Consider the following 13,713-nt stretch of genomic DNA (forward strand, 5'->3'; position numbering starts at 1 on the left):
CGTGTCCGTAAGGCAGAAGATGCTCGTTCGGAATCCCGATCTTCGAACCGATCTCCTGGATCGGACGCTTCTTCGCTGCGCGCGCTATCTCAATGTCGCTCTTAACGTCGGCCATCAGGGGGTCCTCCCTTAAATGTGTTCGAGTTCCCAAAGGAACGAAGGTGGTTGAAGATCAGAAACGCGGCGGCGTCTTGCCGGCCGCGCGATAGGCGGAAGTTACGGTGTTGGCCATCAGCAGCGCGATCGTCATCGGTCCCACGCCGCCGGGCACGGGGGTGATGGCGCCGGCCTGCTCGGCAGCACCGGCATAATCGACGTCGCCGACCAGCTTCGACTTGCCGTTGGCGCCGCCGTCGAGGCGGTTGATGCCGACATCGATGACCGTCGCGCCGGGCTTGACCCAGTCGCCCTTGATCATTTCCGGCCGGCCGACGGCCGCAACCAGGATGTCCGCGGTGCGGCAGAGCGCCGGCAGGTCCTTGGTGCGGCTGTGAGCGACGGTGACGGTGGCGTTGGCGTTGAGCAGAAGGTTGAACATCGGCTTGCCGACGATGTTGGAGCGGCCGACCACCACGGCGTTGAGGCCCGACAGGTCACGGCCGCGCACGCGTTCGATCAGCAGCATCGAGCCGGCCGGCGTGCACGGCACGAAGGCGGTCTCCAGCTCGCCAGTGCCGAGCTTGCCGACATTGGTGAAGTGGAAGCCGTCCACGTCCTTGTCGGCGGATATGGTCTGGATGATGCGGCCCGCGTCGATATGGTCGGGCAGCGGCAGCTGCACCAGGATGCCGTGAATGGCCGGATCGGCGTTGAGCCTCTCGATCATTCCCACCAGGTCGCCCTCGGTGGTCTCGGCCGGCAGCGCATGCTCGACCGAATGAAAGCCGCATTCCTTGGCCTTCTTGCCTTTGGACGCGACATAGACCTGGCTTGCCGGATCCTTGCCGACGATGACCACCGCGATGCCGGGAACCACGCCCGTCTCGGCGGTCAGCTTCTCGGCCGCGGCGCGGACCTTCTCCACCACATCGGCCGCGACTGCCTTGCCATCGATTACCGTCGTCATGCTGTGCAATTCCTCCCAGGACGAGACCAGCCATTCCCGCGGGCTTATACCGCAGGTCAGCAGATGCGGAAGAGATTTCCGACCGGCCTTTCACTGATTTTTCCGACTGAATCTATAGCAGCCAATAGGCCCAAGAGTCAACCTTAATGCAAGAATCTTTCATGAAAAGAAATATCGGCAAAAACTTCTTTTCGCAGCAAATCCAAGTCTTTGCAGGAAAAAATGGGGGAGGCCGGCACGCGCCGGCCTCCTCGGTATGCGTCTGCGTCAGATCTGGAAGAACCAGTTGGCGAGCAGCACCACCGCCACGCCGGCAATGAGCGTCAGATACGGCAGTATGCCCGCCTTACGGACCTTCAGGTCCTCCTGGGTGATGCCCAGATCGTCCAGCATATGGGCGGGGAAACGTCCGCCGTCCTGCACATAGTGGCGGAAGCAGAATACCGGGATGATGAGGGCGGCGGCGATGAAGCCGGCCCACAGCGCCCACGGGTTCCACACCTTCGCGCCCGCCCCCATGAAGGTGGCGTTGACGTAGGACAGGATGCCGCCCGCGGCGATCAGGATGGTCGGCGCCTTCCAGGGCCGGTGGATGTGGCCGTTGTCGATGCGATGGATCCAGCCCGAATTCAGGTTCAGGAAGTTGAAGATGATGTAGCCGCAGTTCGACACCGACAGCACGAAGAAGAAGCTGGACGCGTCGGCAGCGGCAATGGCCAGCAGGAACACGTTGAAGATCAGGTCCGTCCACATGGCGCGGGTCGGCGCGCCATGCTCGTTGACATGGCTGAGGTAGCGCGGCAGCCAGCCGTCCACCGAACCCTGATAGAGGGTGCGCGAGGAACCGGCCATCGCCGTCATGATCGACAGCATCAGCGCCATGATCATCAGCATGACCATGATCGAGGTGACGAAGCCTGCGCCGCCGACCATGCGGGCCATGGCTTCTGCCACGCCCGAACCGTCGACGATCGGGGTGGCCAGCATGCCGTTGAGGCCCAGCACGCCCTGGAAGGTGAAGGGCACGATGGTGTAGAGCGCCAGACACAGCAGGCCGGAATAGAAGATGGCCCGCACCGTGTCGCGGCCGGGATTCTTGAACTCCGACGTGTAGCAGATGGCGGTCTCGAAGGCGTAGGCCGACCAGGCCGCGATGAACATGCCGCCCAGCACCAGCGTCCAGCCGGCGACGTTCCACGAGCCCGGCGCGGGTTCATAGGCGGTCGCCAGCGGCACCAGCGGCGAGTAATTGTCCCAGTGGATCTGGCCGGTGAGGATCGGCACGATGCCGACGATCAGCATCGGGATGATGACGACCAGGCCGATGAACTTCTGCACGCTGGCGGTGCCCAGGATGCCGCGGTGCTGGATGGCGAAGGTGACCAGCATCAGGATCACGCCGATGAAGAACACCGAATTGAGCGAGAAGCTGACCGGCCCGAGCGTGCCGTGGAACAGCGTCCAGTTGCGGATGGCCGGGGTGGCGGCGGCCGTTACGGCGGTGACGGCGTCAGCCGCGCTCGTGCCCGCATTGGCCGCCATGTAGGCCAGCACCTCCGGCGAGGATTCCGTGAAGCCGGGGATCGGCGCCAGCGCGTTCAGGATGTAGGCGGCCGCAATCGAGCAGCCGAGCGACAGCACCGGCGTCCAGGCCAGCCAGTTGCACCACACCGACAGCGGCGCGATGAACTTCGAGTAGCGCAGCCATGCCGTGGCGCCGTAGACCGAGGCGCCGCCCGACTTCGACGGGAACAGCCCGGCGATCTCGGCATAGGTGAAGGACTGGATCAGGCCGAGGATGATCGAGCAGGTCCAGATCAGGAAGGCGGGGGTGCCGGTGGTGCCGGCAATACCGCCGATCGAGAACAGGACGAGCGCGGGCACGCCGCTGGCCACCCAGAAGGCGCCGCGCCAGTCGATTGTCCGGTGAAGCCCGTCGCCGGCTTCGCTGGCCGTTATTGTCGTTGCTGTCATTTCAGTTCCCCTTCTAGTCCCCAACTTATGAGAAAGGTCCCGCGCCTTTTGGGCGCGGGACTGTTGGTTTGTCCGGTTCGGCGCGTCAGAGGACGAAGAACCAGTTGGATATCAGCACCACGGCCAATCCCGCGACCAGCACGAGGTAGGGCAGGATGCCCGCCTTCCTGCGAACCAGGTCGGCTTCCTGCATGCCGAGATCGTCGAGCATGTGTTCCGGGAACTTGCCGCCGTCCTGCACGTAGTGGCGGAAGCAGAACACCGGGATGATCAGGGCCACGGTGAACAGGCCGGCCCACAGCGCCACCGGGTTCCACACCTTGGCGCCGGCGCCCATGAATACGGCGTTGACGAAGGCGAAGATGGTGCCAAGCGACAGCAGCCAGGTCGGCGCCTTCCACGGGCGCTCGATGTGGCCGTTGTCCATGCGATGGATCCAGCCGGCGTTCAGGTTCAGGAAGTTGAAGATGATGTAGCCGCAATTGGCGACGGACATGATGAAGAAGAAGCTGGTCGCATCGGTTGAGGCGATGGCGAGCAGGCACAGGTTGAAGATCAGGTCCGTCCACATGGCGCGGGTGGGCGCGCCATGCTCGTTGACATGGCTGAGGTAGCGCGGCAGCCAGCCGTCGACCGAACCCTGGTAGAGGGTGCGCGAGGAACCGGCCATCGCCGTCATGATGGCGAGGATCAGCGCCAGCAGCATCAGCATGACCAGCAGCGTCTTGATGATCGCGCCGCCGCCGACCATCGTCGCCAGGGCGGCGGCGACGCCCGAACCGTCGACGATCGGGGTGGCCAGCATGCCGTTGAGCCCGAGCACGCCCTGGAAGGTGAAGGGCACGAGCGTATAGAGCACGATGCACAGCAGGCCCGAATAGAAGATCGCCTTGAAGGTATCGGTGGCGGGGTTCTTGAATTCGCGGGTGTAGCAGACCGCCGTCTCGAAGCCGTAGGTCGACCAGGCGGCGATGAACATGCCGCCCAGCGCAAGCGTCCAGCCGGAGATGTTCCACATGCCCGGAGCCGGCTCGTAGGCGACGGCCAGCGGCACCAGCGGCGAATAATTGTCCCAGTGGATCTGGCCGGTGAGGATCGGGACGATGCCGACGATCAGCAGCGGGATGATGACCAGCATGCCGACGACCTTCTGCACGACCGCCGTGCCGAGAATGCCGCGATGCTGGATGGAAAAGGTGACCAGCATCAGGATCACGCCTATGAAGAAGGTGGCGTTGAACGAGAAACCGACCGGGCCCAGCGTATGGCTGTAAAGCGTCCAGCTGCGGATGGCCGGCGTTGCGGCCGCGGTGACCGCGGCGACGGCGTCGGCCGGAGCGGTTCCGGCGTGCGCGGCGATATAGGCCAGCACTTCCGGCGAGGTCTCGCTGAAGGACGGGATCGGCGCCAGCGCGTTCAGGATATAGGCCGCGGCGATGGTGCAGCCGAGCGACAGCACCGGCGTCCAGGCGAACCAGTTGCACCACACCGACAGCGGCGCGATGAACTTCGAGTAGCGCAGCCACGCGGTGGCGCCATAGACCGAGGCGCCGCCCGACTTGTTGGGGAACAGGCCGGCGATCTCGGCATAGGTGAAGGACTGGATGAAGCCCATGAGGATGGACAGCGTCCAGATCAGGAAGGCGATGTTTCCGACCGTGCCGGCGATGCCGCCGATGGAAAACAGCACGAGCGGCGGCACGCCGCTGGCAACCCAGAAGGCACCTCGCCAGTCGATGGTTCGATGCAGCTGGCCGGCGGTATCCGCCCCGGCCGTGTTGACGTCCGATATAGCGCTCATTGGCTTTAGTTCCCCATTGGCTACAGCACTGCCGTCCGCCCACTCCGATCTTCACGGGCATGGGACGCAGGCAATTTTCCGCTTAGGCGTCTTTTTTTCCTCAAGGTGAAGCTTGTCCGAATCGAAAGCGCAGTCAAGTCACTTTGTCGCATCGTTTCAGGAAACATTGCTTCATTAGCGATTTGACTGGATGATCGGCCAGTCCGCTCATGCCTAGGCGGCCAATCCCTCCCTACCCGTTCGGGTAGTGGAGCGGATTTTCGGCCCTTTCGACAGATTCGGGAACATTCGGCGACTAATTTGACGCATCCACTGGAATGAAAAATTAATTCATGATATGAATTCATGTCAGGCTGCATCTTGAGGAGGAGCGGCCAGGCTGAGGAACATTCGACAAGAGGTTGGCACGAATTTCAGGCGGAGGAGCATGAACGCCGAATGGAAAGGCCCCCGCCAAGGCATCGGGATTGAGGCGACGCCCATGGCAGGAAACAGAAAGTTCAGGGTCCTGATCGCCGAGCGCAATCCGCTGGTGGTCGCCGCGCTTGGCGACATGATCGGTCGTGCCAGCGATTTCGAGCTCGTCGATAGCCTGCAGAGCGGCAAGGCCTTCCTGGAAGCCGCCGCACGCGCCGAACCCGGCTTCGACCTCGCCGTGCTGGGCTGGAAGCTTTCCGACATGGACGGCGGCGAGGTGCTGTCCGAAATGCAGCGCCGCGGGCTGCATGCCCGTGTGGTCATCTTCTCCAACGACCACGACATCGCCATTCTCAAGCAGTGCGTGAGGCTGGGCGTGCAGGGTTTCTGCTACCAGTTCGACGACCCGTCGATCCTGTTCGACACGCTGGTGGCGGTCGCCAACGGGCGCATCTGCATTCCCTATATCGACGTGTCGAAGATCAACGACACGCCGCTTTCGCGCCTGACCACGCGCGAGCGCGAGCTGCTCGAAGTGCTGGCCGACGGCTGGACCAACCTCCAGATCGCGGCGCGCACCGGCATCTCGGAGAATACGGTCAAATACCACCTGAAAAATCTCTACGACAAGCTGGATGTGCGCAACCGCGCCATGGCCGTCGCGCTCTACGCCGGCGAGAAGAGCCGCGCTCCGCGTCCCAACTCGCAATAGGTTCAGCCGCCCAGGCTTGGCTTGAGCCGGATTCCGTGTTCTAGCAGGTGAAAAGACCGCGCTGGTGCCGGCCCACAAGCGCCTTTTCAACGAATCTGAGCGCTCAATCCGCCGCGGCCCGAACTCGCAAGCCCGCTCGGGTAGACATGGCTAGAATCGCCCTGTTCCGCGTGGAGAAATCTCGACGAAGGTCAATCGGCCATCGACTTCGCTCCCTCGAGGCTGGCCGGTTCAGCCCCTGCCCGCGCTCCGACCGCTGGATGTCGATTTGGCTTCGCGGACATATCATGATGGCCGACCGACTTGGCCTATCGGGTAGGCTTGAACCAACCCTACCAGGCTCTTTTTTTCGTGCCCGACCAAGCGCGTTTGTCGCCTTGACGACCGTCGCAATTGGCGGCGGAGAAGCCTTTCATGCGCGGTGGACACCGAATCGTTTTTTCACTGACATTCAAAAAACAAGGTTCAACGGCCGCCACCGGAGCCGGGCTCCGATGCCACCGGGACGATGCCGACAGATGCATCGCGGGCAAATGCCGCTCCTTCGGGGAGCGGCATCGCAAGGGAAATGGCATGTCGGGCCGGTCAACCGGCCCGACCGGCTGTCACTCCGCCGCGGCGGGAGTCTTTTCGATCTGCAGGTACGATTCCAGCGAGTCGTCCAGCGCGTCCTTCCACGGAGTGTGGTGCAACGGCGCCATCGTGCCGGTGATGACCGACCGGTAGGCGTGGTTGCGGAACTCCATGATGCCCGCCTTCTTGTGCTTCTTCCACTCGAAGAAGGCCTGGTTGGCGCCGTCCACGTCGAAGCTCGGATAGTCCGTCTCCGAGATCAGTTCCTTGACGTAGTCGCCCTGGTACTTGATCGCCTCGTAGTCGTCCTTGCCGGCATCCTCGCGGGCAACGCGGTCCTCGACGTCAGCGACCAGTTCGGCCTTGCTCGCCGGCAGCTTGATGCGGCCAAGAATGACGTCGCGAGCCCACCAGGCCTGCGCGTCGAACATGTTGAAGGTGAACCACTGGTCCTGCATGCCGATGTAGAACATCGCCGGATTGTGGACATAGGCGACGCCCTTGTAGAGGTCGGCGGTGGCCAGGCGGTTCGCGGTCCTCAGGCGCAGGTCGTCCGGCAGGAACGGGAAGTGGTGCTTGTAGCCCGTGCACAGGATGATGGCGTCGATCTTCTTGGTCGAGCCGTCCTTGAAGGTTGCGGTGTTGCCCTCGACCTTCTCCAGCAGCGGCTTCTCTTCCCAATTATCGGGCCATTTGAAGCCCATCGGCTTGGTGCGGTAGCAGTTGGTGATCGACTTGGCGCCGTACTTCCAGCACTGCGAGCCGATGTCCTCGGCCGAATAGCTGGTGCCGATCAGCAGCACGTCCTTGCCGGCGAACTCGCGCGCGTCGCGGAAGTCATGGGCATGCAGGATGCGGCCGTTGAAACCGGCGAAACCGGGATATTCGGGAACGTTCGGGGTCGAGAAGTGGCCCGAGGCGACGATGACGTGGTCGAATTCCTCGGAATAGCAGTGGTCCTTCGGCAGGTCCTGCACGGTAACCGTGAACTTCTTCGTGTCGGGGTTCCAGTCCACCAGACGCACGACGGTCTCGAAGCGGATCCAGTCGCGCACGCCGGCCTTCTTCACGCGGCCTTCGATATAATCAAAGAGGACCGCGCGCGGCGGGTAGGAAGCGATCTGCCGGCCGAAGTGCTCCTCGAAGGGGTAGTCGGCGAATTCCAGACCCTCCTTGGGGCCGTTCGACCAGAGGTAGCGGTACATCGAACCATGGACCGGCTCGCCATACTGGTCGAGGCCCGTGCGCCAGGTGTAGTTCCACAGGCCGCCCCAGTTGGCCTGCTTCTCGAAGCAGACGATTTCCGGGATCTCGGCGCCCTTTTGCGCCGCAGACTGGAATGCTCTCAATTGTGCAAGCCCGGACGGTCCGGCGCCGATGACGGCCACTCGCTTAGCTGACATAGTCTCCTCCTAGGTGGTATAGACCAAAATTTCGGTATTGGTTCCTCTGGTCCAGCGTATGGTGCCCGCCGTTATACCAATCTGTCAACAAGTTTCCTGTAAGGAAGGGAAATTTCATTTCGTCCCCCACCTTCAGGATGAAGCTTTCAGCTTTTGATGGTACTCACGGCCATGCAGAATCCCAGCTTTGCCCATCAACTCGCGGTTTCCAGTGTGCTGCCCCGGCTGTCCGTCGGCATGCCGAACGCAGTGAATGTCGGCTTCCTGGCACCGCTCAGCGGCCAGGCCGAGTCGTGGGGTCTGCCCGGATTGCACGGCTGCCGAATCTGGGAGGACTGGCTGAACAAGACCGGCGGGCTGCTGATCAACGGGCGGCGCTATCCGATCAAAATCGTGGAATATGATTGCGACTATGATGCGGCGGAGGCCGAGCGGGGGGCGCGCCACCTGGTAGAGCAGCATGACGTCAAACTGCTGATGATGCTGGGCGGCGACACGATCTCGCAGATACGGGACTACCTGACAGATCGGAAAGTCCTGACCTCGACCCTGCTGCCCAGCGACCTGTCGCCGGACACGCCCTATCTGATCGCCCCCAGCGAGCTGCATCCGATCTACAACGTGACGGGGGTGGACTGGCTGGCCCGGACCAGGCCGGAGCTCCGCACCGTCGCGATCTGCAGCCAGTCCGATGCGCTCGGCCTGCCCTCGCTCGCCACCTACCGCGCGGCCTTCAAGGCAGCCGATGTCGGGATCGTCAAGGAAATCCGGTACGATCCCCACGCCACCGATGCCGCCGCCATCGTGCAACCCATGCTGGACTCGAACGCCGACATCCTATGCTGGTGCACCAGCTATACGCCGATGGTCCATGCCATGACCGAATATGCCCATGCGCGCGGCTTCAAGGGACAGATCATATCCTGCACGCTGGACTATTACGACCAGCTCGTCGCCCGCACATCCGCCGAATTCATGGAAGGGTTCGTCTTCCAGTTTCCGGACTTCGACGACGAGAAGCTGACGGGCAAGACGTTTTTCTTCAACCAGCCCAAGGGTTTCTTCGACGAATACAACCGCCGCTTTCCCGGCACCTGGACCGCGGTGAGCTGGGAATATGTCGCCATCCTCGACATCTGGCATGCCGCGGTCGAGAAATCCAACAGCGTCAATCCGCTGTCCGTGCTGGCGGCGATGAAGCAGCTTGGCCACGTCACCCATGCGTTTGGCCCGGCGCACTGGTGGGGCGAGAGCATGTTCGGGATCGACAACGCCCTTGTCGGGGACTGGCCGGTGGTGACGCTGAAGAACGGCAAGGCCAGGATCGCCGCGTTCGGCTCCATTCCCCGCTGGCTGAAACGCCACGGCGACCTTCTCAAGCGGGAGATGTCGGATCTGGGGCAGCTTTGGGAACAGCGCCTGCGCACGCGCGAGAACGGGACCGCCCTGCAGGCGCGCACGCCGGAATCAGTTCTGCAGAAATAGCTTCTGCTCCTCGACGAGGTGCAGCTTGATGAACTCGACGGCCCGCTCCACGTCGCGCGAGGCGATCGCGTTGAACAGCGCGTTGTAGCGCTGCTGGTATTCGAGGATGCGCTTCGGCGACAGGTGCCGGCGAAGCAGCGTGGTGCGGAAGCTGACCCGGCAGGCCTCGATCGCCAGATTATAGCAGGACGCCAGCAGGGGATTGTGCGTCCCCTCGGCGATCTTACGATAGATTTCCTCTTCGCATTTCACGAAGGCGGCGACGTCGGTGTGCACGCCCTCGATCTTCGACATGAGCTGTTCCAGGTCCCATATCTCGCGCGGGGTCATGTTGATGACGGCGAGGCGGATCATTTCGGGCTCGAGGATGCCGCGCACGACCAGGTGGTCCAGCGGGCTGGTTTCCAGCGCGACCGAGCTTTCCTCCCGCTCGGGCACCTCATCTTCCGAACGATAGGTGACGAAACTGCCGCTGCCGGGACGCCGCTTGATGACGTTGCGGGCCTCCAGCACATCCAGCGCCTCGCGCACGGTGTTGCGGGCGACCCCCATTTCCGACGCCAATGCCCGTTCGGACGGAAGACGCGCATTCAGCGGATATTCCTCCGACCGGATTTTCGCGAACAGCCGGTCCAGGACGATCTGCACCGTCGCTCCCACCGAATAGGTGGAGATGATCTGGGAGGTCAGGTGGTCGGTGCCAGCCTTCATGTTACGGCCTTGTATTCCCGTTTCGCCCCAGGTTGCTGCGCAGGACGAATCCTGCCGCGGCACGGCCTGGACTTGCAAGATGTGTCGGATTCAATTCGCTAACATGACCGGGCCGGCTGCGGCAATCGGTTGATGGGCAGAACCATTCGACATTCATGCCGACAGCCTGGGAAGCAGGCCCGACCCCGCTTATTTTACAGCCGCGCGTGAAAGGAAGCCTTGCCAGTTTCGCCAAAACGAGTATTCTCTCCAATTAAATATTTTTACACACAGGCAAAATTAGTCGAGGTGGTGATGACGCTTGCAGACTACCCCGCCGTGACTTCGGGCCCTCCCCGGCCCAGTCTGATCCTGCAGCCCGGCCTGCTGCTGCCCGGCCATGAACGCTATCAGGTGCCGGGTGCCGGCGCGATGCTGATAGACATCGAGCCGGGCGACCGCATCACCATCCGCAACCTGGAAGGCGGCCAGCCCTGCGAAGTGCTGGCTTTCGACAAGGAGGGTCGCTGCGATCCCGGCATATTGGGTGCCGGCGCCAATGGCGACGCCTCGGGGCTGAAGGCGCTGCTGGTCGACGGCGACGACAGCCTGCGCGCCCTGCGCCGCGGGCTCGATCGGCGCAAGGTCAATCTCGCCAAGGCCGAAGCCATCCGCTTCTTCGATTCGGCGACACAGGCCGGCGCGGAGGAAAGCTTCACTGTCGCTCGCGCCGGTTCGCTGGTCGTAGCCGCCCCCGGCGCGCCGATGACGGTGGACAGCCAGGACACCTCGACGCCGCTGGTCGTGATGGTCAAGCGCGCCACGCTGCGCCCGGCCGGCAAGTCCGACCTGCCCGAGCCGCTTGCCGATCCGATCCTCGATCTCAGGGTGAAATCGCGCACGGCGGAGGCCTATTTCGTCAAGGCCGGCGACTATCTCCAGATCATAGACGTGGACGGCCGCCAGTGCACCGACTTCCAGTGCTTTTCGGCGCGCAAGCTCGACAAGGGCCGCGACCTCGCTCTGGACGTCACCGCGACGCGCTCGCTGATGGGCCATGCCTATCCCATGCCGGGCCTGCACGCGAAATATTACGACCAGGATTTCGAGCCGCTGGTCGAGGTGATCCAGGACACGTGCGGCCGCCACGATGCCTTCGCGCTGGCCTGCTTCGCCAAATATTACGATGACATCGGCTATCCCGGCCATGCGAACTGCTCGGAGAACTTCAACGGCGCGCTGGCGCCGCATGGGGTGACGCCGCGCGGCGGCTGGATGGCGGCGAACTTCTTCTTCAACACCGGCATCGACGCCCATGGCGTGATGTATTCCGACGAGCCCTGGTCCCGTCCGGGCGACTACGTGCTGCTCAGGGCGCTGACCGACATCGTGTGCGTGTCCTCCGCCTGCCCCGACGACACCACGCCGGCCAATGGCTGGAACCTCACCGACATCCACGTCCGGACCTATTCCGGGCAGAACAAGTTCTCTCGAGCGGTAGCTAGACGAATGACCCCCGACGCCGAACCCCAGATGACCCGCGAGACCGGCTTCCATTCGAGTTTCGCCAAGCACACACGCAATTTCATCGAATACAAGGGCTTCTGGCTGCCCCAGGAATTCGCCAAGGGCGGCGCCATCGACGAATACTGGGCCTGCCGCGAGAAGGCGGTGGTGATGGACCTGTCGGCGCTGCGCAAGTTCGAGGTCACCGGCCCGGATTCCGAAGCGCTGATGCAGTATACGCTCACCCGCGACGTCAAGAAGCTTGGCGTCGGCCAGGTGGTCTATACCGCCATGTGCTACGAGCACGGCGGCATGGTTGACGACGGCACGCTGCTGCGCCTCGGCAAGGACAATTTCCGCTGGATCTGCGGCGACGACTATTCCGGCGTGTGGCTGCGCGAAGTGGCCGAAAAGCTCGGGCTGAAGGTGCTGATCCGCTCCTCCACCGACCAGATGCACAACATCGCCGTGCAGGGGCCGAACAGCCGCGACATCCTCAAGAAGATCGTGTGGACGCCGCCGCACCAGCCGGAACTGGCTGAGCTGGAGTGGTTCCGCTTCACCATCGGCCGCATCGGCGATTCGCAGGGCGTGCCCATCGTCGTTTCCCGTACCGGCTACACCGGCGAACTGGGCTATGAAGTGTGGTGCCATCCGCGCGACGCGGAGAAGGTGTTCGACGCGGTGTGGGAAGCCGGCCAGCCGCTCGGGCTGAAGCCGATGGGCTTCGCCGCGCTCGACATGGTGCGCATCGAGGCGGGCCTGATCTTCGCCGGCTACGAGTTCTCCGACCAGACCGACCCGTTCGAGGCCGGCATCGGCTTCACCGTGCCGCTGAAAACCAAGACCGACGACTTCATCGGCCGCGAGGCGCTCATCCGCCGCAAGGAGAACCCGATCAACAAGCTGGTCGGCCTCGACATCGATTCCGAAGTGGCCGTCGGCCATGGCGATTGCGTCCATATCGGCCGCGCCCAGATCGGCGTCGTCACCTCCTCGATGCGCTCGCCCATCCTGAAGAAGAACATCGCGCTGGCCCGCGTCGATGCCACTCACGCCAATATCGGCACCGAGGTGGAGGTCGGCAAGCTCGATGGTCAGCAGAAGCGCCTGCCGGCCCGCATCGTCGGCTTCGCCCACTACGATCCCAAGAAGGAGCGCCCGCGCTCGTAGGCGGTTGTGTGCGGGAAACCGCGTCGGCCTCGAACCAGAACCCCGCTCCGGCGGGGTTTTTCTTTGGCCGGCACCCGTCGTGCCGTCACATGCGCCGATTGCGACCGGCGCGGCGGTAGCGACACCGCGGATTTCGCCAAGAGCCCGCCTTCTCTACCGGATCGCGCGCATTGCCACGGCCGCCGGCACACCCTACCGCTTCTCCCGGCAGGCGATCGCGCGTAGCGGCTCCTCCGAACGGCTCCCTGCCCTGCCCCTCCTCCTGCGCAACGGAGAATTTCGCCGCCTGAGCAGTCCCGACCGGAAATTGCGACGGCGCCGGCTTCGACGGCAGCGGAAGCGTTCCCCTCGCCCTGGCGGGAAGAGGCGGACGCAAATGAGTCTGCAACGGCCCTCCCTCCTGCGGCTTGCGCCTTGCAGATTTCCATTGCATCCAATTAGTTTGTATACTATCTAATAGGATGCAAATTAAATTGCCGCCCCACTGGACCGAATTCGCACCGCTGCTCAACGCCTCCGCGCGCGGGTGGCGCAAGGCTTTCGACACTGCCATGGCCGACCATCAATTGTCGGATGCGACCGCACTGCCGCTGCTTGCGCTTATCCGGCAGGGCGACGGCATTCCGCAGGGCCTTCTGGCCGAGCGGGTCGGCGTGGAAGGCCCGACCATCGTGCGCATTGTGGACGGGCTGGAACGCGACGGCTTCGTCACCCGCGAGGCCGACGAATCCGACCGCCGCGTCAAGCTGGTCAGGCTGACGGCGGAAGGGCGCAAACGCGCCGAACTGGCCGACTGCATCGCCACGAAGCTGCGGGTCGGGCTGCTGGCGGACTTGCCGCCCGAGCAGGTCGAGGCGGCCATGGCGGTGCTGCACCGGATCGTCGAGCGGACGAAATAGCAGGCAATTCGCAG

9 protein-coding genes are annotated in these 13,713 nt (G+C 63.4%); 4 read left to right on the forward strand and 5 right to left on the reverse strand.

Going from position 1 to position 13,713, the window contains the following annotated elements; all coding sequences use genetic code 11:
* Window positions 1–172: 172 nt before the first annotated feature.
* The 3 genes from QU595_RS23465 to QU595_RS23475 all read right to left on the reverse strand — a co-directional run bounded on the left by QU595_RS23465 (window position 173) and on the right by QU595_RS23475 (window position 4,841).
* Entirely contained in the window at window positions 173–1,066 is an 894-nt protein-coding gene (locus QU595_RS23465) for a bifunctional methylenetetrahydrofolate dehydrogenase/methenyltetrahydrofolate cyclohydrolase (protein WP_315926510.1), read from the reverse strand.
* 267 nt (window positions 1,067–1,333) lie between these two features.
* The gene (locus tag QU595_RS23470; RefSeq protein ID WP_315926512.1) at window positions 1,334–3,040 is read right to left on the reverse strand and encodes an APC family permease; all 1,707 of its coding nucleotides are present in this window, start codon (window positions 3,038–3,040) and stop codon (window positions 1,334–1,336) included.
* 85 nt (window positions 3,041–3,125) lie between these two features.
* Window positions 3,126–4,841 carry an APC family permease gene (locus QU595_RS23475; RefSeq protein WP_315926514.1) on the reverse strand — a complete coding sequence of 572 codons (1,716 nt, stop codon included), beginning with the start codon at window positions 4,839–4,841 and terminating at the stop codon, window positions 3,126–3,128.
* Window positions 4,842–5,322: 481 nt separating this feature from the next.
* Here QU595_RS23475 and QU595_RS23480 point away from each other — a divergent pair, with 481 nt between their 5' ends.
* Entirely contained in the window at window positions 5,323–5,970 is a 648-nt protein-coding gene (locus tag QU595_RS23480) for a response regulator transcription factor (protein WP_315926516.1), read from the forward strand.
* Window positions 5,971–6,575: 605 nt separating this feature from the next.
* Here the strand turns inward: QU595_RS23480 and QU595_RS23485 are convergent.
* Window positions 6,576–7,946, reverse strand: coding sequence for an NAD(P)/FAD-dependent oxidoreductase (locus QU595_RS23485; RefSeq protein ID WP_315926518.1), 1,371 nt, complete (start codon window positions 7,944–7,946; stop codon window positions 6,576–6,578).
* Window positions 7,947–8,117: 171 nt separating this feature from the next.
* On the opposite strand from QU595_RS23485, the gene QU595_RS23490 reads away from it, so the two are divergent.
* Window positions 8,118–9,431, forward strand: coding sequence for an ABC transporter substrate-binding protein (locus tag QU595_RS23490; RefSeq protein WP_315926520.1), 1,314 nt, complete (start codon window positions 8,118–8,120; stop codon window positions 9,429–9,431).
* On the opposite strand, the gene QU595_RS23495 is transcribed toward QU595_RS23490, so the two are convergent.
* Window positions 9,414–10,142 (reverse strand): FadR/GntR family transcriptional regulator, encoded by a 729-nt coding sequence (locus tag QU595_RS23495; RefSeq protein ID WP_315926522.1) that lies wholly within the window; start codon window positions 10,140–10,142, stop codon window positions 9,414–9,416. The two genes, QU595_RS23490 and QU595_RS23495, sit on opposite strands and share 18 nt — an antisense overlap.
* Window positions 10,143–10,436: 294 nt before the next feature.
* Between QU595_RS23495 and QU595_RS23500 the strand changes: the two genes are divergently transcribed.
* Window positions 10,437–12,800: a DUF1989 domain-containing protein gene (locus QU595_RS23500; RefSeq protein ID WP_315926524.1), complete on the forward strand. Its 2,364-nt coding sequence runs from the start codon at window positions 10,437–10,439 to the stop codon at window positions 12,798–12,800.
* Between the two features lie 473 nt (window positions 12,801–13,273).
* On the forward strand, window positions 13,274–13,699 hold the full coding sequence (locus QU595_RS23505) for a MarR family transcriptional regulator (RefSeq protein WP_315926526.1): 426 nt from the start codon (window positions 13,274–13,276) through the stop codon (window positions 13,697–13,699).
* Window positions 13,700–13,713 lie beyond the last annotated feature (14 nt).

The organism is Mesorhizobium sp. SP-1A, assembly GCF_032460275.1.
GTDB lineage: Bacteria > Pseudomonadota > Alphaproteobacteria > Rhizobiales > Rhizobiaceae > Mesorhizobium.

Excerpts from the sequence above, each read along its gene's own strand:
- QU595_RS23475 (WP_315926514.1), bottom strand. The coding sequence starts at position 4,841 with ATGAGCGCTATATCGGACGTCAACACGGCCGGGGCGGATACCGCCGGC.
- QU595_RS23465 (WP_315926510.1), bottom strand. The coding sequence starts at position 1,066 with ATGACGACGGTAATCGATGGCAAGGCAGTCGCGGCCGATGTGGTGGAG.
- QU595_RS23490 (WP_315926520.1), top strand. The coding sequence starts at position 8,118 with ATGCAGAATCCCAGCTTTGCCCATCAACTCGCGGTTTCCAGTGTGCTG.
- QU595_RS23470 (WP_315926512.1), bottom strand. The coding sequence starts at position 3,040 with ATGACAGCAACGACAATAACGGCCAGCGAAGCCGGCGACGGGCTTCAC.
- QU595_RS23480 (WP_315926516.1), top strand. The coding sequence starts at position 5,323 with ATGGCAGGAAACAGAAAGTTCAGGGTCCTGATCGCCGAGCGCAATCCG.
- QU595_RS23495 (WP_315926522.1), bottom strand. The coding sequence starts at position 10,142 with ATGAAGGCTGGCACCGACCACCTGACCTCCCAGATCATCTCCACCTAT.
- QU595_RS23485 (WP_315926518.1), bottom strand. The coding sequence starts at position 7,946 with ATGTCAGCTAAGCGAGTGGCCGTCATCGGCGCCGGACCGTCCGGGCTT.
- QU595_RS23500 (WP_315926524.1), top strand. The coding sequence starts at position 10,437 with ATGACGCTTGCAGACTACCCCGCCGTGACTTCGGGCCCTCCCCGGCCC.